The organism is Acidobacteriota bacterium, assembly GCA_022340665.1.
Classification (GTDB): Bacteria; Acidobacteriota; Thermoanaerobaculia; order Thermoanaerobaculales; family Sulfomarinibacteraceae; genus Sulfomarinibacter.
Window position 1 is genome coordinate 1 of record JAJDNM010000100.1, and the last position, 17,775, is coordinate 17,775.

The following is a 17,775-nucleotide window of genomic DNA, read 5'->3' on the forward strand; positions in this document are numbered from 1 at the left end:
GAGTTCGGGAACGTCCTCGATCCGCTGGCGCAGCGGAGGCAGGTGCAGATGAAGAACGTTGAGGCGGTAGTAGAGATCCTCGCGATACTCGCCGTTCTTGACCGCCTGCTCCAGGTCCCGGTTGGTGGCCGCAAGCACCCGAACCGACACGTCGATCTCCTGGCTCGAGCCAACCGGCCGCACGCGGCGCTCCTGGAGAACCCGCAGAAGCTTGACCTGCATCAGCGGCGTCAGCTCTCCGACCTCATCGAGAAACAGCGTGCCGCCCTCGGCTTCGACGAAGAGACCCTTGTGATCCCGTACCGCACCCGTGAATGATCCCCGGACGTGGCCGAAGAGCTCCGATTCGAGGAGCCCTTCGGGTAACGCGCCGCAGTTGACCGAAAGGAAGGGACCGTTGGCGGCGGCAGAAAACGCGTGAATAGCCTGCGCCAGGAGCTCCTTGCCGGTTCCGCTTTCGCCGGTGATGAAGACCGTGGATGGCGTTGCGGCGAGACGGGGCACCATGTTCAGGATGCGGGAAATTGCGGGACTCGATCCGATGAAGTTCGGTACATCCTGAGGATGCTCTTCGATAGCCCCTCCGCCGGTCAACTTTTCGAGGATGAGCTTGAGGTCATCGACGTTGAATGGTTTCGACAGGTACTCGGCTGCGCCGGCTCGAAGCGCCTCGAGCGCGTGTTGCGGCGTAGTGTGGGCGGTGATGATGATGAACGGGCTTTCGACCTGTTGCTTCCGCGCCTCCGCAAGAACATCGAGGCCGGTTCCGTCCGGCAGCTTGAGGTCGCACATGACGAGATCAAAGTTTCCATCGAGCACGGTCTTTGTTCCGGATGCCACCGAGTCGGCGGTTGTGACCTCGTATCCCTCCTGCTCGAGGAGGATCGTCAGAAATTCGCGGAGCGAGTGTTCATCATCGATGACCAGGATGTGACCACGACTCACGCCGCCTCCTTGTCCAACGGCAGCTCAACGGTGACCGTGGTGCCGGAACCTGGGGAGCTGTCGATGGAAATCGTGCCGTTGTGCTCCGCCACCGCGGAGTAGACTACCGCGAGACCGAGGCCGGTACCACCGGGACGGGTGGTGACGAACGGTTCGAAGGCCTGGCGCCTGATTTCTTCGGTCATTCCTACGCCTGTATCCCGCCACTTCATGACGACGCGACCGCCCTCTCTGAAGGCGGATATCTCCAGTTCTCCGCCATCCGGCATCGCTTGCAGCGCGTTGCGGGACAGATTCCAGAACACCTGTCGGAGGAGGTGTTCCTCGCCGCGAAGCACGAGATCGTCGGGAACGTTCAACCGTAACAGCTGATCATCCCGCTGCTCGTCTGAGCGTTCGAGGAGGTTGATACAGTCGCGCAACATCGCTCCGAGATTGCAGGGGCCGAAGGTGGCGGCGCCGGATCTGGTGTACTCGAGGAAGCCGTCGAGAATGCCCGACAGGCGGCGAGATTCGTCAACCAGAATGTGGAGCAGCCTTTGGTTGTTCTCGTCGAGGCTGCCGGCGGAGGCCAAGACCTGGGCCGAACCCGAAATCGACGCCAGCGGATTCTTGATTTCGTGCGCCATCCGCGCCGCCATCTCGCCGACCGCCGCCATCCGCTCCTGCATCCTTTGTTTCTCCGCCTCGACCTTGATCTCCGAAAGATCCTGGAATGTGACGATGAATCCGACGACACTGCCGGTTTCATCGGCCAGCGGACCGATCGTCATTCCGAGCCGGAGACCGTTGGAGGCGGCGGTTCCTTCGAGGCGCATCACGCTCCGGTCGAGGGCCCGGGTCTTGAGCAGAGCCCAATCCTGTTCGTCGAGAATGATCACATCCTCGATCACTGCGTCGAGGATCGTATCGCTGTCGGAGACATTGAGGATACGAGCACCCGCTGGGTTGAGATGCAGCAGCTTGCCGTTCAGGTCGGTGGCGGCGATACCGGCTCCCACCGACCGCACGACGTGGTCGGTCAGGGCAACGAACCGCTTCGTCCGTTCGGTCTCTTCCTGGAGACGACTGTGAGCGCTGCGAAGTGACTCGCCGAGGTAGGAAACCAGGAGCGCGACCAGGACGAACCCGACGATGTTGGTGAGCAGCTGGATCAGGACGCGCGACGTCGGGACTGCTATCTGAATGCCGGTCAGGTTTTCGGGGACCGGCAGCACCTCGAAGACCATGAGGTCTACGAGAAGACCGTAGGCCACCGCCGAGATACCGGCGAAAATCAACCCGCCGCCTCGCATCATGACCGCGGCGACCGCAATCACGGTCAGATAGAGAAACGAGAATGGCGAATAGGGCCCACCGGTGAAATAGACGATCCCGGTGACAACGGCGATGTCCCCGAGCAGCTGAATCCAGATTTGGACTCGAGGAGAGATCTTGCGTGCGTAGAGGATCAGGTAGAAAAGGGAGAGGCTGTAGCTGAATAGGATCAGACCGTAGAAGTTCCTCAACGGAAGGATTTTCTCGCTGTTGGCCTGAATCAGCAGGATGCCGAAGAAGAGGGTGGAGATCACCACCAACCGCAGGCCCATGAGCCATCGGAGGGCCTTCTGGGACGGCAGCTGCGGTCGTGTCACCGCGGTGACGGCCCCGGATTCTGCGGTCCTATCCTGCATTATTCATGACTCTTCTGCTGCAAGGCGCGATCCAGTGCGCGTGGCGGCGCTTTCTCGATTCGCTCGCTCGACGTACCGCAAGTACGCCTCCGCTCGCTCATCTTCCAAGATCGGCGCCACGCTTGCGCCTCCCGCCTTTCGCCACGAAACCTCATGAATGATGCGGGCCAGCCTGCATATCTCACCGGGTTTCGTGACGAGGTCGTTGAGACGCTGTGACCAGCTGAGTTTTCGATTCCCCGGGCGCGGAGGCGTACCTGACGGTACGTCGAGCACCCGGAGATGAGAAAGCACAGCTGGGTGCGGCGGCTCGTCGGCCGCAGTAGACAGCTGGTGAGATATGCAGGCTAGACGACCGCTCGTTCATCAGCCGATCTGGCTGATCAACGAGAACATCGGCAGGTACATGGCAACCACGATCGTGCCGATGACTACGCCGAGAAAGGCGATAATCACTGGCTCGATCAGCGCCATCATGCCCTCGACGGCCGCGTCGACCTCGTCTTCGTAGAAATCGGCGATCTTGGAGAGCATCGTGTCCATCGCACCTGTCTGCTCGCCAACCCCGATCATCTGGCAGACCATCGGCGGGAACTGTTCGGATCGGGTGAGCGGTTCGGCGAGAGTCTTACCCTCTTCGACCTCTTTCCGCACCTGCAAGAGTGCTTCCTCGATGACCGCGTTGCCCGCGGTTCGAGCGGTGATTTCGAGTGACTCGAGGATGGCAACACCCGAGCTCAACAGGGTGCCCAGCGTGCGGCAGAATCGTGCAACCGAGATTTTGCGGAGCAGGATGCCAATGACTGGTGCCTTGAGAAGAAGCTTGTCGATCTGGTAGCGCCCCGCGTCAGTCTGGTAATACTGACGAAGCGCAAACACGCCGCCGACTACGACCAGGATGATCAACCACCAGAAGTTCCCGATGAAGTTCGAAATATTGACGACGACCTGAGTCAGGAACGGGAGCTGGCCGCCTAGGCCTTCGAACAGAGCGGCGAAGACCGGGATGACCTTCCACAAGATGACGTAGACAACGATCACAGCAATCGTTATGACCGAAACCGGGTAAACCAGGGCCGACTTGACCTGGCTCTTGAGCTTGACCGTCTTTTCGATGTAAGTGGCGAGACGCTGAAGAATGGTGTCGAGAATACCGCCCGCCTCACCTGCGGCAACCATGTTGACATAGAGGTCGTCGAATGCCTGAGGATGCTTGCGCATCGCTTCGGCAAGTGACGAGCCGCCCTCTACGTCCTGGCGGACCTGGAGGATGATCTTCTGGAAGGCCTTGTTTTCCTGTTGCTGACCGAGGATGTCGAGACACTGCACCAGCGGAAGGCCGGCATCGATCATCACCGAGAACTGGCGCGTGAAAACCGCGATGTCCTTGGATTTGACGCCGCCACCGAACTTCGGCAAAGCGATTTCCTTGCCTTTTTCCTTGACTGTCGTAACGACAATCTGCTGTCGACGGAGTGCGGCGATGACCGCTTCCTTGCTATCGCCGATGAGCACACCAGTCTGTGTCGTGCCGTTGCGATCGCGGCCCTTCCACTCGTAACTGGGCATCTCAGCTCCTCCTTGCCCGCCGCGCTTCCGGGGTTGGGCTGGTTGTTCCGACACCGCGGTTGATCATGTCCTGCAGTTCATCCGGATACGAGCTGTAGGCGAGCGCTGTCTGCAGCGAGATCATCCGCCTGTGATAGAGAGTCGCGAGTCCCTGGTTGAAGGTCTGCATACCGTGCTTGACCTGACCAGCCTGCATCATCGAGTAAATCTGGTGGACCTTGTCCTCGCGGATCAGGTTGCGGATCGCCGAGCTCGGTATCAAGATTTCGCAGCACAGACACCGACCCTTTCCGGACGCGCGACGCAGCAACGACTGACAGATGATTCCCTCGAGCACGAAGCTGAGCTGGGCGCGAATCTGAGATTGCTGATGCTCCGGAAATACATCCACGATACGGTTGATCGTCTGTGGCGCCGAATTCGTGTGGAGAGTGGCGAAGGTGAGGTGGCCGGTCTCGGCGATCCGGAGTGCGGACTCAATCGTCTCGAGGTCGCGCATCTCACCGATCAGCACGACGTCAGGGTCTTCGCGAAGGACGGATCGCAGAGCATTCGGAAAGGAATGGGTGTCGGCGTGCAGCTCACGCTGGTTCACCATGCATTTCTTGTGCGAGTGGAGGTACTCGACTGGATCCTCGATAGTCAAAATATGATGTGATTTCTCTCGGTTGATCTTGTCGATCATCGCGGCCAGAGTTGTCGATTTTCCAGAGCCGGTTGGGCCTGTGACGAGGACCAAACCGCGAGGCTTGTTGCACAATGCCTCGACTGAGGGCGGCAGGCCGAGCTCGCGGAAGCCGAGGATCTCATACGGAATGCGACGAAACGCTCCGGCGACGGCGCCGCGCTGCATGAAGACGTTGGCCCGGAATCGCGCAAGGCCTTTGACGCCAAAAGAGATATCGAGCTCGAGGTTTTCCTCGAAACGGTGCTTCTGCGCGTCGGTGAGGACCGAATAGGCGAGCTTCTTGGTGTCGACAGCGCTCATTGGTGGGTGTGAAAGCGTCACGAGGGCTCCGTCCACCCTGATCAGGGGAGGAGAGTTGGTCGTGATGTGGAGATCGGTTCCGCCCTTCTCGACCATCGTTTTCAAGAGTTGATGAAGGCTTACGGTCATCTCAAATCCCCCCGCCTAAAGGACCGACTCGCGGACCACCTCGTCGATCGTGGTGATGCCGTCTCGGATTTTCTGCAAACCCGACTGCCTCAATCCGATCATACCTTCCTCGAGGGCCTTGCGCCGCAACTCGACGGCTGACGCACCCGAAAGGATGAGTTCTCGGATGTCTTCGGTGATATTCATCACTTCGTAGATGCCTATCCGGCCGCGGTATCCGCGCTGGTTGCACTCCTCGCACCCACGGCCCCTATACAGCTCGATGGTGGGGGCCTCCTCCTCCGAAAAGCCGACGTTGAGAAGGGCTTGCAAGGGAACTTCCTCGACCTGCTTGCACTTGTCGCAAACCCGTCGGATCAGCCGCTGCGCCACTATCAGATTGACCGATGTCGCGACGAGGAACGGCTCGATGCCCATATTCATGAGTCGGTTGATGGTCGAAGGCGCATCATTGGTGTGCAGGGTCGAGAGCACGAGGTGACCGGTGAGAGCGGCCTTGATCGCGATCTCGGCGGTCTCGAAGTCGCGAATCTCGCCAACCAGGACGATGTTCGGATCCTGCCGCAGGAAGGATCGCAGGGCGGCAGCAAAGTTGAGTCCGATCGACTCCTTCATCTGAACCTGATTGATCCCGACGAGCTGGAACTCGACAGGATCCTCGGCGGTCATGATGTTGACCTCCGGACTGTTGATGCGCGAGATCGCCGAGTACAGGGTATTGGTCTTTCCCGATCCGGTCGGCCCGGTAACCAACACCATGCCGTAGGGCTGGAAAATCGCCTCCTCGAAAAACTTCAGGCTCGACTTCTCGAAACCGAGCTTGGTCATGTCGAGCATCAGGGAATCTTTGTCGAGCAGCCGCAGCACGATCTTTTCGCCATGCAGCGTCGGGAGGGTCGAAACGCGGAAGTCGAGCTCCTTGACCTTGCCCTGGAACTTCATCTTGAGCTTGATGCGTCCGTCCTGAGGCAGCCGTTTTTCCGCGATATCGAGCTTGGCAAGAATCTTGATGCGGGAACAGATAGCGTCCCGGAACTTCAACGGTGGGTTCATGATTTCGTAGAGGACGCCGTCGATTCTGAAGCGAACCCGATACGACTTCTCGTACGGTTCGATATGGATGTCCGATGCACTGCGCTTGAGGGCGTCGGTAAGGATCAGATTGACGAGGCGCACTACTGGAGCCTCGTCGGCACTCGCCTCGAGGTCCTGAATGTCGATGTCTTCTTCTTCTTCGAGTACTTCGAGGGCGGCCTCTTCGACCGTCGACAGATCCTCCATCACCTTCTTGAGCTCGATCGAGTGGGTCGTTCCGTAGTATTTGTCGATCGCCTCTCGCAACGCATCCTCGGAAGCCACGACCGGCTCGACCCGGTATCCGGTGATAAACGTAATGTCATCCATGGCAAAGACGTTCGATGGGTCGGTCATCGCCACGGTCAAGGTTGCTCCGGTCTTCGACACCGGAATGAATTGATATTTCCGCGCGACATCGGCCGGAATCAAACGGATGATCGACTCGTCGATATCGAAATGTCTGAGGTTGATTGAAGGCACGCCATACTGCTGCGAAAGGCAATCGAGAATATCTTCTTCGGTAACGAATTCAAGCGCGACCAGATGCTCGCCGAGGCGTCCCCCGCTCGCCCTCTGTGCGTCGAGGGCTTTCGCCAACTGGGTTTCGTTGATCAGCTTCGCCTTGATCAGGAGTTCGCCGATTTTTAGGGCCATACATTCAGTCCAATTCGACAGACGTTCTCATTAAAATTGTAGCACCAGGCTCTGTTGGAATGAGCTGATTGGCAGTCTCGAGTCCTCTTTGGACTCCATCTATCGTATCAAATAACCGTGTGAAACACGTGATATCCGGCACGAAATATCTGCCATTAAATGGAGATTAAGTCGAGGGCAGATCTTAGGATCTCACCAGCGTCGACTGGTCGTCCCGGTCGGGCCCGGGCCGACCCGGTCGGACCCGAGGGTGCATCCTGCGCGCCAGAGACCACGGCCGTACGGGAGCCGAGGGGCCCGTTCCGCTGCGGGTCGCTGGTCAGGAAGACCGCGACCGTGGGCGTGCCGAAGCTCGCGGCGAGATGCACGGGGCCGGTGTCGCCACCGATCACGAGGTCTGCACCACCAAGCAGCGCGGCGAGCTCTTCGATGTCCGTTGCCGGTGCCAGAAAGACGCCGCTGCCGGCGGCTTCTACGATCCCGGAAGCCAGCGCCCGTTCGCCGGGTCCCCAAGCAACCACAACCGACAGACCTTCACTGACCAGACCGCAAGCGACCGAGGCCACCGACTCCTGGTCGAGCGCCTTGTGAGGACCGCCGGTTCCCGAGAGGAGTACCGCATACGGGGTCGACCACTCACCCGTCGGCACTCGATTCGCGACCTTCTCGAGAAACCACCTTCCGTCGGGTGGCGCAACGCCGGTAGGTGATGTGCCAAGGGCCCGCACCATGGCGAGATTCGTGGCCACGACGTGGGACCGACCTGGCGCCCCGGGCACGGTTCGGTCATACGACAGGCCGGCCAACCATTCCCGCCGCCAGGGTCTGGCCAGGCCGATCTTGCGATCCGCGCCAGTCCAGCGCACGACCATCGCGGATTTCGCGGTGCCCTGGGAATCGATGGCATAGTCCGCCTGGAGCTCTCGAAGTCGGGTCTTGAGAGTGCCGACCTCGGCCCGGGTCGTTGCCGCCAGCGGTTTGCGGCGCCAGCTCCCGGTGCGGGTGGTGAACACCGCGTCCACCGCGGGATGGCCTTCGACCAGGCTTTTCAGCGGCTCTTCCACGACCCAGCTGAGGTGTGGTTCTGATTCCAGGGCCGCGAGCTCACAGGCGAGCGGCCAGGTGTGGACGATGTCCCCGAGGGCGGACAAACGAACCAGCACGATTCTCACAACCACCCCCTCTCGCATTTCGAATTTCGGATTTCGAATTTCGAATTTTTCGGATTCAGCCATTTTCCGGATTTCTCTCGGAGGGTGGGAGGGAAATTCCGAATTCGAAATTTCAAATTCGAAATTGGTCGCGTCGAAGGATCGATGTCGGTCATTCCTGTTTGCCGAACCGGTCCAGAACAACGTCAATGAACTCGGTGGTGGCGTGGTCCTTCGGGTCGCCGCAAATGACAGTTCGGCCGCCGTACGCTGCCACCACCTCGCGCTCCGGAACCGAGTCCACGGTGTAATCGGTTCCCTTCGCGTGTATCTGTGGTTTGAGTCTCTCGAGCACCGGTGACACCGTCTTGCTGTCGAAGAGGCAGATTCGATCCACCATCCAGAGGTGGGAGAGGATCTCGACTCTTTCCATTTCGGGCATGATCGGACGAAGGTCCCCCTTGCTCAGCTGTACGGAGAGGTCGGAGTTGACTGCCGCAACCAGTCGATCGCCGAACTCGCTTGCGGCCTCGAGATAACGAACGTGGCCTACGTGCAGGATGTCGAATGCGCCGTTGACGAGGACGACCGCGAGGTCCTGCTCCTGCCACTCAGAACACTCGATCGTGAGTTCATCGAGAGTCCGGAGCTTGTCTTCGGGGCGGGTCACGCGGTTTCCACGGCGGTGCGGAGTTCGTCTGCGGAGACAGTCGCCGTACCGAGCTTCATCACCACCAAACCAGCGGCAACGTTGGCGAGTGCCGCTGCTGTGGCCGGGCTTGCTCCGGCTGCAAGCGAGGCGGTGAGCACCGCGAGCACCGTGTCACCTGCGCCGGTGACGTCGGCCACCTCATCGGTGCCGAATACCGGAAGGTGGAGCGGGTCACGGCCAGCTTCGACTAGGGTCATTCCGCGGTTGCCACGAGTCGCGAGCAGGAACCGTGCACCAAGCTGTCGACGCAGATCTTCCGCGCCGTCCACGATTTCAGCGTCCGATTTCAGTTGTCTTCCGCAGTGGGCCTCGAGCTCGCCGAGATTCGGTGTTGCGCCATCGACACTGCCGATCGAGCCGATCCGGTGTCGGGAATCGAGGCATATCCAGGGAGGAGGACCGTTCCGGCTCCGCAGGCCCGTCAGGTCATCAGCTCCGACGCACCCATAGCCGTAGTCGGAGATCGCAACCGCAGCGGCCGTCGAGGCTGCCTCGACGAGGTGCTCACGCACCGTCCTTCGCCAGGGGCCGGTTTCGGGGAGTGTGTCTTCGATATCATATCGGGCGACCTGGTGTTTGAGCGATGACGGTCCACCGCCGAGGACGCGCACCTTGGTCGGTGTCCGATAACCGTCGACGGTTACGATCCGTCCGGTGTCGATCTGACGGCTCTCGAGCTCCGAAATCAAGGCGCTGCCGGGTTCGTCGTCGCCAACAGCAGCTATCGCCGTCACCCTGACGCCGAGTGCCGCCAGATTGGCAAGCGCGTTGGCGCCCCCCCCTGGTACGTCGCGCTGCTCCTCGTGGCGGAGGATAATGACTGGCGCTTCGCGCGACACCCGCTTCGGGGTGCCAAGGATGAAGCGATCCAGCACCAGATCGCCGAAAAGCGCGACCTGACTGTCACCAAAGCGGTCGATGATTTCCAGGTACTCTTTCATTTCACTCATTGTGTGGGTGAGTTTAGCTCAACCCCGTCCGCCGCTCGATATTGGATGTGAGATCTTGGATTCTGCATCTGCCCGCCCACCCAGCTTCGCCCCTTGGGCTTTGCGGTGGCGAGCCCGCCCGATATTGGATATTTGATGTTTGGTGCTCGCCTCGAAAATCGAATGTCCAACATCCAACATCCAACATCCAACATTCAACATCCACACCTACGGTGGCGACGTCTCACCTATACTTACGATCGTGAACTCTCTCCTGTCTCCACCGCTTGCCCGTTGGGATGGGCTTCATCTTGCCCTCGATCTCGATCATCTCGAGCGCTATCTCGAGGGTCTTCTCTCGACGCGGGAAGAACTCCGCGATCTGACCCTGACTGGGGCAGGTGATGCGTTGGCGGCGGAGGTGACGGTGGTATGGAAGGGCATTCCCGCTCGTGTCGCTCTCGAACTGGCAGAGATCAGACTACGGCACCGCCATCTCGGATTTCGCATGCGCAATCCCCGCGCACTCGGCGGAATTCCGGTGCCGAGATCGGCCATCGAGTTCGGCCTGAAGGCGCTCGACAGTCCACTGCTGAGCGTGTTCGTCGGAGAGGGAATCCTGGTCGTCGATCTCCGGCAGTGGCTTCCCGAGGAGCTGGTCCTCGAGATCGTGACGGTTCAGGGCACTTCGCGCAGCCTCCACGTGTGGTTTGGGCCCGGGTTTCTCAGAAACCTGCCGGGGAAAGGCCCGGCGCTATTGCCGTCATCGACCACCGCAAGCTGATTCGGTCCCCACGTCCTGACGGCCCGACGGCCAAACGACCCCGATTTCTCGGTCCCGGCAACGGCCCTGGGCTGCAGTCTGGCCGAAGAGCCGTCGAGCCGAATAGCCAGCGAGGCCGGCGGAGCGCGCGATCCCCACTGATATCGTGCTTGGCGCGATGGCCGAAAAGTACGAGAAAATGCCTTGACAGGCGAGTTTTGCTTGAGTAGAGTCTTGTTCCCCTGTGTCCGCGGGGGCTTGGGACAAAAGAGGAACGATCATGCGAACTTATGTACCAAAAGAGGGTGAGATTACGCGCGACTGGGTGGTGATGGACGCGGCCGATCAGGTGCTGGGTCGTCTTGCCAGCGAAGCCGCTCGTATTCTCCGCGGCAAGCACAAACCCGAATTCACGCCGCACCTCGACACCGGTGATTTTGTGGTCATCGTCAATGCCGAGCGGGTGAAGCTCACCGGCGGCAAGCTCGATCAGAAGGTTTATTATCGGCACTCCGGCCGGCCCGGGTCACTCAAGTCCGAGACTGCCCGAGAACGCCTCGAAAAGCACCCGGAGCGAGTGATCCAGGCTGCGGTTTGGGGGATGCTCCCCAAAAATCGCCTCGGCCGCAAGCTCCTGCGCAAGCTGAAGGTATACGCGGGTCCCGAGCATCCGCACGCGGCACAGCAGCCCAAGACCCATACCCTGTGATCTGAGAGGGGGAGTTCGTGGCAGAGATCCAGTATTACGGCACCGGGCGACGCAAGACGTCGGTCGCCCGCGTTTACCTGCGGCCGGGAAGCGGCAAGATCGTGGTCAACAAGCGAGACTTCGATGAGTACTTCCCCAACCAGGTCCTGAAGATGGTGATCAGGCAACCGTTACTTTTGACCGAAACCGCCGACAAATTTGACATTCTCGTCAACGTCCACGGCGGCGGCCCGACCGGTCAGGCAGGCGCGATCCGCCACGGAATCTCTCGCGCCCTGCTCGAGTACAACGGAGAGCTGCGTCCGCGGCTCAAAGCCGTCGGTTTCCTGACCCGCGATGCACGCAAGGTGGAGCGCAAGAAATACGGCCAGCCCAAGGCCCGCAAGCGCTTCCAGTTCTCCAAGAGGTAAGGGAGTTATTCGTGGCGAACATTCAGATGAAGGAGCTGCTCGAAGCGGGAGTCCACTTCGGGCATCAGACGAGGCGATGGAACCCGAAGATGAAACCGTTCATCTTCGGCAAACGGAATGGCATCCACATTGTCGATCTGCAGAAGACCCTCCATCACTTCGACGACGCTGCCGAGTTCATCCGAGACCTGGCGGCCAATGGCCGCAATGTGCTCTTCGTCGGCACCAAGCGGCAGGCGCAGGATGCGGTCCGCGAAGAGGCCGAGCGTTGCGGCATGTTCTACATGAACCACCGCTGGCTGGGCGGGACGATGACCAACTTCCGTACCATCCGCAAATCCATCCAGCGCTTCAAAGAGATCGAAGAAATGCTCGCCAACGAGGACTCACATTTGACGAAGAAGGAGCTCATTCATCTCGAGCGTCAGCGCCGCAAGATGGAACGCGCCTTTGGCGGGATCAAGGATATGGAAGATCTGCCGGACGCGCTGTTCGTGATCGACACCGTGCACGAGCACATCGCGATCAAGGAGGCGAACCGACTCGGCATCCCGGTCGTCGCGGTTGTTGACACCAACTCGGATCCCGAAGAGGTGGACTTCCCGATCCCGGGCAATGACGATGCGATCCGCGCAATCCGGCTGTTCACCTCGCGCATCGCTGACAATGTGCTCGAGGGCCTCAACCTCGCCGATGAAAGATTCGTTGGTGAGGAGGACGCACCGGCCGTCGCCGAAGAGACGTCGGCCGAGGACTTGGCTGAAGCTGCGGAAGAGCAGGCAATACCGGCTGCCGATGAGCCGGCTGCCGAGGATGCCGCGACGGAAGAGCCCGCGACCGAAGAATCCGCGACCGAAGAACCCGCTACTGAGACCGAAACCGAGGCCGTTGCGGACGAGTCGGATCAGACTCCTGTCGAAAAAGCTGACGAGGAGAAGGTCGAGGAAGCTCCAGAAGAAACGGCTGCCGAAGAGGAGGACGCCGCCGCAGAGACTGCGGCAGCGAACGAGGATGCAGCCGAAGAGGTGGCTCCGAAGGAATAACAGGGCATCGGGATGCAGAATTCAATCGGGGCCAGGAGTCATGCACGCCTGGCCCCGAATTGTGATGAGACGGACAGAGAGAGGTGAAGGAAATGGTAATTACGGCACAGGCAGTCAAGGAGCTCAGGGACAGGACCGGCGCAGGCATGATGGACTGCAAGAAAGCGCTGACCGAAACTGGCGGCGACATCGACGAGGCGATCAAATACCTCCGCACCAAGGGTTTGGCTGCGGCGGCGAAGAAGGCACACCGAACCGCCAGTGACGGCACGGTTGTGGTGATCGGCGACGATTCCGCGAAAGTGGTTTTAGAGCTCAATTGCGAGACCGACTTCGTCGCGCGCAACCCGGAGTTCGTATCGTTCGCCGAGGCTCTTGCAGAGCAGGCATTGTCCGCGGGAGTTACCGACACCGAGGAGTTGAAGGCACAGCCCTTCTCCGGCGACCCCGAACACACGGTCGAAGAGGCGATATCCCAAAAGGTTGCAACCATCGGAGAAAATGTCGTCCTGAACCGCCTGGCTCGGGTCGAGGCGGCAGAAGGAAACCTCCTCAACTCCTATGTGCACGGCGGCGGAAAGATTGGTGTCGTCGTTGAGGGTTCGGGTGGGGCGGACCATGAGACGCTGCACGACGTGGCCCTTCACGTCGCGGCCAGTGAGCCGCGGTTCGTGAACCGTGACGAAGTGACCGATGACCTGCTCAGCTCCGAGAAGGAGATCGCGCTCAAGCAGGCGATCGAGGCGGGCAAGCCCGAAGAGATCGCCAAGAAGATCGTCGAAGGCAAAATGGAGAAGTTCTTCGTCCAGGAAGTGCTGCTCGAGCAGGCCTTTGCCAAGGAGCCGGACAAGTCGGTCAAGCAGTACCTCCGGGAAAAGGCCGGAGACGATGCAACCGTCGTCCGCTTTGTCCGTTTCAAGCTCGGCGAGGGGAGCGAAACATAATCGTATGACAGAGCCGGAACCGTGCTACCACCGGATCATGATCAAGCTATCGGGCGAGGCCCTGATGGGGTCCCAACCCTTCGGGATCGAGCCTGCGGTGGTGCGGGCCATAGCCGGCGAGATCGTTCAGGTTGCAGAGCTCGGGGTCGAGATCGCGGTGGTCGTCGGTGGAGGCAACATCATCCGCGGTGTGTCGGCCCATGAACAGGGCATCGACCGAATCACCGGTGATTCGATGGGGATGCTGGCGACGGTCATCAATGCGCTTGCACTTTCGTCGGCGATCGAGCAGCTCGGTTGCCAGACCCGAGTCCAGACGGCGATCGAGATGAACGAGGTGGCGGAACCCTTTATTCGGCGCCGCGCGATTCGTCATCTCGAGAAGGGACGCGTGGTGTTGTTTGCCGGTGGCACCGGCAATCCGTTTTTCACGACTGATTCTGCAGCCGCGCTGCGCGCCAACGAAATCGACGCCGAAGTGCTGATGAAGGCGACCAAGGTAGACGGTGTCTACACCTCCGACCCTGTGACCGACCCCGACGCCAAGCTGATACCCCGTCTGAGCTACGAAGAGGTCTTGCAGCGGGGGTTGAAGGTCATGGATGCAGCGGCGATCGCGCTGTGCATGGAAAGTGAGATCCCGATCCAGATTTTCAACATCAACGTACCGGGTATCATGAAGCGAGTTGTGATGGGCGAGCAGGTCGGATCCTGGATTGGACCGAAGGAGGCCGTATGAAGGACGTGTTGAAAGAAGTCGAACAGAGGATGGTCGGAGCCGTTGAGGCCTTCCAGTCCGAGCTCGCGTCGCTCCGGACCGGCCGCGCCTCTCTGGCGCTCGTGGACGGGATCACAGTCGATTACTACGGTTCCCAGACCCCGCTCAATCAGGTGGCGGCCCTATCGGTTCCGGACCCGACCACCATCGCCATCGCCCCTTGGGAACCGAAGGTGCTGGCGGAGGTCGAAAAGGCAATCCTTCGTTCGAACCTCGGTCTCACGCCCAACAACGACGGAAAGGTTGTCAGGCTCAACATTCCGCCGCTGACCGAAGAGAGGCGCAGGGAGCTGGTGAAGGTGGCGCATGATGTCGCCGAAACTTCACGCAACGAAATTCGTCAGGTTCGGCGCGACGGCAACGACAAGATCAAGAACCTGGAAAAGGCCAAACAGATCTCCGAGGATCAGATGCACGATGGCCAGGATCAGGTGCAGAAGTTGACTGACACCTACGTCGAGAAGGTCAATACGATCCTCAAAAAGAAGGAAGAAGAGGTGATGGAGGTTTAGGGCTCCTCCCCTTCCAGACCTTCTTTGTCGACTATCCTCGCCAGCCTGCTCCGGGTACACTGAAACCCGCAACCATGGTGAGGCGATGAATCTGGCTTTCGTGTGCGTCGGTGCCGGTCGTGGTGTGCGGTTCGGCGGCGACAAGCTGGTCGAAAAGCTCGGACGTCGAACGGTTCTCGAGACCGCGCTGGTGGCCCTGCAGAGAGCGGAGCCGACCGCGCTGACGGTGGTCGTGGTCGAGAACTCCAAGGTCGAATCCTGGCGAGATTTCCTTGCGCCGGAGTTCCCGCAGGTTCGGGTTGTCGGAGGAGGTGACCGACGCCAGGACTCGGTTCGTGAGGGCGTGCTCTTTGCCGCCCAGGCAGGAGCCGAGGTAGTTGCAGTCCATGACGCCGTCCGTCCGCTGGTCGATCCATCCGATGTGCGGGCGGTGATAGCGGCCCTCGGCGGCGCGTCGGGTGCGATTCTGACCTCGAGAATCTTCGACACCGTCAAGCGGGTCGACGGCGACGACACAGTTGTCGACACCATTCCCCGAGAGCGTCTCCGTTTCGCGCTCACGCCCCAGGTATTTCGCGTGTCAACCCTGATGGAGGTTTGGGAGCGATCCGATATGGCGCGAACGTGGACCGACGAGGCTGCGCTCCTCGAGGCTGCCGGATTGCAGGTGCGCGCGGTGCTCGCCCGTCAGCCGAACCCCAAAGTGACGACCGGGGCGGATCTGCAAATCGTGCGTGCGATGGTGGAGCAGGCACCGTGAAATCATTCCGCATCGGCCAGGGCTTCGACGTTCATCGTTTCGCCGACGGGTGCCCCTTGAAAATCTGTGGTGTGACCCTTTCCGCGGACTCAGGTCTCGAAGGACATTCGGACGCCGATGTGGGTCTGCACGCGGTAGCAGACGCCATCTTCGGTGCCTTGGCTCGCGGCGACCTGGGAGAACACTTCCCGGAATCCGATCCCCGGTGGCGGGACGCCGACTCGTCGGTTTTTGTTGCCCGTGCCGTGGCGTTGGCAGTATCCGAAGGGTTCGCACTCGCCAACTGCGATCTCACGATTGTCGGAGATCGTCCCCGAATCGCGCCTCACCGCGATCACCTGCGGGAATCGCTGGCGAGAATCCTCGGAGTTTCGGCTCGTGCCGTTTCGGTCAAGGCGACCACCACGGAGGGACTGGGATTTCTCGGCCGAGAGGAAGGGCTGGGAGCGATCGCGATCGTGCTCTTGTCGGAGGTGGATCGGAATGGGTGAAGATCTTTGGACAGTAGGCTTCCACGCGGTGACGGCGGTGCTCGAAAGCGACCGCCCGGTTGACGTGTTGTGGTTGCAGAAGGAACGCCGGGATCAGAGAATCCGGCAAATCAGAAACCTCGCGCACCGGCGCGGAATACACTATGACCTGGTTCCGAAAGCCAGGCTCGACAAGGTTGCGCAAGGGGTCGCTCACAACGGTTGTGCGGTGCGCTCCGCCCCGGTTGTGTTTGTCGAACTCAACCAACTTGTGCGAAATGTCGATGATGCGTCGCGCTTGCTTCTGCTCGACGACATTACTGACCCCCACAATCTCGGAGCAGTGCTGCGAACTGCTGCCGCCTTCTCGCTTGGCGGGGTGGTGATTGCCGGCCCCTCGGCGCCTCCACTGGGAGGCGCGGTCGCGAAGGCCGCGGCAGGTCTGCTCGGGGCGGTTCCCCTGGTTCGGGTGCGAGTGGCGGCGGATGCCCTGGCTCGGCTGCGGGGAATGGGTTACTGGGTTTTCGCCGCCGACACGGGAGGAAGACCTCTCGATGAGGTGAAGTCGTCGCCACGCTGGGTCCTTTGCGTCGGCGCCGAGGAGCGTGGCCTGCGTGCCAAAACGAAGTCGCAGGTTGACGAATTCGTGGCGATTCCGATGGCCGAGGGCGTCGAGTCGCTCAATCTGTCCGTCTCGGCCGGCATCCTTCTCTGGGAGCTGTCGAGGAGCCCCGACAGATCCTAGATACTCGATTCTCGACGCCGGGTCATTTTGCGCGTCAGCCGGGGTGGGTGGGCGGATCGAGTATCCAGTATCGAGGATCGAGCATCGGGTGGGCGGGTGGCAGGCAGGCTTTTTGCTTGCGCACAGGGAATTCCTGTGCTATCGTCCCTTTCCCACTGCCTGTAGGCAGAGGTGTGTTCTTTGTTACGAGCAATGAAGCGGGAGTCGAGGTTCTGCTGGCGTAGCTCAATGGTAGAGCAGCTGATTTGTAATCAGCAGGTTGCGGGTTCGATTCCCATCGCCAGCTCCATTGGCGAGATCGAATGGGATGCAGGCGTGGCCGAGTGGTTAAAGGCAGCAGACTGTAAATCTGCCGGCATATTGCCTACGGTGGTTCGAACCCATCCGCCTGCACCATCATCAAGTGAGAAACGTCGACGAGCGAGAGTCGCGGGAGTAACTCAGTGGTAGAGTCTCGGCCTTCCAAGCCGTTGGTCGCGGGTTCGATCCCCGTCTCCCGCTCCAGACAGAACGAGGAGGCCGCCCACGTAGCTCAGTGGTAGAGCACGTCCTTGGTAAGGACGGGGTCACCAGTTCAAGTCTGGTCGTGGGCTCCATGAAAACCAGAAATCGATAACCGGGCGAGCTCGTCACCTCGCGAGCCGAAGAAGCCCGAAACCAGAGAGGGAGGCAAAATGGCCAAGGAGAAGTTCGAGCGGACGAAGCCGCACGTCAACATCGGGACGATAGGTCACGTGGACCATGGGAAGACGACGTTGACGGCGGCGATGACGAAGACGTTGGCAGCGAAGGGGCTAGCGGACTACACGCCGTT

General features: G+C 60.4%; 19 protein-coding genes and 4 tRNA genes. 15 read left to right on the forward strand and 8 right to left on the reverse strand.

Annotation, left to right across the window (positions count from 1 at the left end; all coding sequences use genetic code 11):
- From LJE93_11875 to LJE93_11910, 8 genes are all read right to left on the reverse strand, one after another.
- The coding region (locus tag LJE93_11875) for a sigma-54 dependent transcriptional regulator (protein ID MCG6949603.1) at window positions 1-945 on the reverse strand (945 nt) is incomplete at its 3' end.
- A complete protein-coding gene (locus tag LJE93_11880) occupies window positions 942-2,618 on the reverse strand; it encodes a PAS domain-containing protein (protein MCG6949604.1) in 1,677 nt (558 codons plus the stop codon). The genes LJE93_11875 and LJE93_11880, both read right to left, overlap by 4 nt.
- A 366-nt stretch (window positions 2,619-2,984) precedes the next feature.
- Window positions 2,985-4,187, reverse strand: a complete 1,203-nt coding sequence (locus tag LJE93_11885; protein MCG6949605.1) for a type II secretion system F family protein — start codon at window positions 4,185-4,187, stop codon at window positions 2,985-2,987.
- 1 nt (window position 4,188) lies between these two features.
- Window positions 4,189-5,304, reverse strand: a complete 1,116-nt coding sequence (locus LJE93_11890; GenBank protein ID MCG6949606.1) for a type IV pilus twitching motility protein PilT — start codon at window positions 5,302-5,304, stop codon at window positions 4,189-4,191.
- A 15-nt stretch (window positions 5,305-5,319) separates the two neighbouring features.
- Entirely contained in the window at window positions 5,320-7,035 is a 1,716-nt protein-coding gene (gene pilB / locus LJE93_11895; protein MCG6949607.1) for a type IV-A pilus assembly ATPase PilB, read from the reverse strand.
- Window positions 7,036-7,190: 155 nt separating this feature from the next.
- Window positions 7,191-8,207, reverse strand: coding sequence for a hypothetical protein (locus LJE93_11900; GenBank protein ID MCG6949608.1), 1,017 nt, complete (start codon window positions 8,205-8,207; stop codon window positions 7,191-7,193).
- Between the two features lie 151 nt (window positions 8,208-8,358).
- Window positions 8,359-8,856 carry an adenylyltransferase/cytidyltransferase family protein gene (locus tag LJE93_11905; GenBank protein ID MCG6949609.1) on the reverse strand — a complete coding sequence of 166 codons (498 nt, stop codon included), beginning with the start codon at window positions 8,854-8,856 and terminating at the stop codon, window positions 8,359-8,361.
- Entirely contained in the window at window positions 8,853-9,839 is a 987-nt protein-coding gene (locus LJE93_11910) for a PfkB family carbohydrate kinase (GenBank protein MCG6949610.1), read from the reverse strand. Before LJE93_11910 ends, LJE93_11905 begins: the two co-directional genes overlap by 4 nt.
- A 250-nt stretch (window positions 9,840-10,089) precedes the next feature.
- Here LJE93_11910 and LJE93_11915 point away from each other — a divergent pair, with 250 nt between their 5' ends.
- From LJE93_11915 to tuf, 15 genes are all read left to right on the forward strand, one after another.
- A complete protein-coding gene (locus tag LJE93_11915) occupies window positions 10,090-10,611 on the forward strand; it encodes a hypothetical protein (GenBank protein MCG6949611.1) in 522 nt (173 codons plus the stop codon).
- Between the two features lie 259 nt (window positions 10,612-10,870).
- Window positions 10,871-11,299 (forward strand): 50S ribosomal protein L13, encoded by a 429-nt coding sequence (gene rplM / locus LJE93_11920; protein ID MCG6949612.1) that lies wholly within the window; start codon window positions 10,871-10,873, stop codon window positions 11,297-11,299.
- A gap of 17 nt (window positions 11,300-11,316) precedes the next feature.
- Complete coding sequence (rpsI, locus tag LJE93_11925; GenBank protein ID MCG6949613.1) at window positions 11,317-11,709, forward strand: 30S ribosomal protein S9; 393 nt, start codon at window positions 11,317-11,319, stop codon at window positions 11,707-11,709.
- Between the two features lie 11 nt (window positions 11,710-11,720).
- Entirely contained in the window at window positions 11,721-12,752 is a 1,032-nt protein-coding gene (gene rpsB, locus LJE93_11930; protein MCG6949614.1) for a 30S ribosomal protein S2, read from the forward strand.
- A 92-nt stretch (window positions 12,753-12,844) separates the two neighbouring features.
- Window positions 12,845-13,696 (forward strand): translation elongation factor Ts, encoded by an 852-nt coding sequence (tsf, locus tag LJE93_11935; protein ID MCG6949615.1) that lies wholly within the window; start codon window positions 12,845-12,847, stop codon window positions 13,694-13,696.
- Between the two features lie 4 nt (window positions 13,697-13,700).
- A complete protein-coding gene (gene pyrH, locus LJE93_11940; protein MCG6949616.1) occupies window positions 13,701-14,435 on the forward strand; it encodes a UMP kinase in 735 nt (244 codons plus the stop codon).
- Complete coding sequence (frr, locus tag LJE93_11945) at window positions 14,432-14,986, forward strand: ribosome recycling factor (protein ID MCG6949617.1); 555 nt, start codon at window positions 14,432-14,434, stop codon at window positions 14,984-14,986. Before pyrH ends, frr begins: the two co-directional genes overlap by 4 nt.
- A gap of 85 nt (window positions 14,987-15,071) precedes the next feature.
- Window positions 15,072-15,746, forward strand: coding sequence for a 2-C-methyl-D-erythritol 4-phosphate cytidylyltransferase (locus LJE93_11950; GenBank protein ID MCG6949618.1), 675 nt, complete (start codon window positions 15,072-15,074; stop codon window positions 15,744-15,746).
- Window positions 15,743-16,237, forward strand: a complete 495-nt coding sequence (gene ispF, locus LJE93_11955) for a 2-C-methyl-D-erythritol 2,4-cyclodiphosphate synthase (protein ID MCG6949619.1) — start codon at window positions 15,743-15,745, stop codon at window positions 16,235-16,237. Before LJE93_11950 ends, ispF begins: the two co-directional genes overlap by 4 nt.
- Window positions 16,230-16,961, forward strand: coding sequence for a 23S rRNA (guanosine(2251)-2'-O)-methyltransferase RlmB (rlmB, locus tag LJE93_11960; protein MCG6949620.1), 732 nt, complete (start codon window positions 16,230-16,232; stop codon window positions 16,959-16,961). The genes ispF and rlmB overlap by 8 nt, the downstream gene beginning before the upstream one ends.
- Before the next feature lie 214 nt (window positions 16,962-17,175).
- A tRNA-Thr gene (locus LJE93_11965) sits at window positions 17,176-17,250 on the forward strand.
- Between the two features lie 20 nt (window positions 17,251-17,270).
- Window positions 17,271-17,357 (forward strand) — tRNA-Tyr (locus tag LJE93_11970).
- Window positions 17,358-17,390: 33 nt separating this feature from the next.
- A tRNA-Gly gene (locus tag LJE93_11975) sits at window positions 17,391-17,465 on the forward strand.
- 17 nt (window positions 17,466-17,482) lie between these two features.
- Window positions 17,483-17,557, forward strand: a tRNA-Thr gene (locus LJE93_11980).
- Window positions 17,558-17,635: 78 nt separating this feature from the next.
- Window positions 17,636-17,775 (forward strand): elongation factor Tu (gene tuf / locus LJE93_11985; GenBank protein MCG6949621.1); only part of this gene is annotated, 140 nt, incomplete at its 3' end.

Excerpts from the sequence above, each read along its gene's own strand:
- pilB (MCG6949607.1), bottom strand. The coding sequence starts at position 7,035 with ATGGCCCTAAAAATCGGCGAACTCCTGATCAAGGCGAAGCTGATCAAC.
- LJE93_11890 (MCG6949606.1), bottom strand. The coding sequence starts at position 5,304 with ATGACCGTAAGCCTTCATCAACTCTTGAAAACGATGGTCGAGAAGGGC.
- pyrH (MCG6949616.1), top strand. The coding sequence starts at position 13,701 with ATGACAGAGCCGGAACCGTGCTACCACCGGATCATGATCAAGCTATCG.
- tsf (MCG6949615.1), top strand. The coding sequence starts at position 12,845 with ATGGTAATTACGGCACAGGCAGTCAAGGAGCTCAGGGACAGGACCGGC.
- LJE93_11880 (MCG6949604.1), bottom strand. The coding sequence starts at position 2,618 with ATGCAGGATAGGACCGCAGAATCCGGGGCCGTCACCGCGGTGACACGA.
- LJE93_11885 (MCG6949605.1), bottom strand. The coding sequence starts at position 4,187 with ATGCCCAGTTACGAGTGGAAGGGCCGCGATCGCAACGGCACGACACAG.
- LJE93_11910 (MCG6949610.1), bottom strand. The coding sequence starts at position 9,839 with ATGAAAGAGTACCTGGAAATCATCGACCGCTTTGGTGACAGTCAGGTC.
- frr (MCG6949617.1), top strand. The coding sequence starts at position 14,432 with ATGAAGGACGTGTTGAAAGAAGTCGAACAGAGGATGGTCGGAGCCGTT.
- LJE93_11950 (MCG6949618.1), top strand. The coding sequence starts at position 15,072 with ATGAATCTGGCTTTCGTGTGCGTCGGTGCCGGTCGTGGTGTGCGGTTC.
- rlmB (MCG6949620.1), top strand. The coding sequence starts at position 16,230 with ATGGGTGAAGATCTTTGGACAGTAGGCTTCCACGCGGTGACGGCGGTG.
- rplM (MCG6949612.1), top strand. The coding sequence starts at position 10,871 with ATGCGAACTTATGTACCAAAAGAGGGTGAGATTACGCGCGACTGGGTG.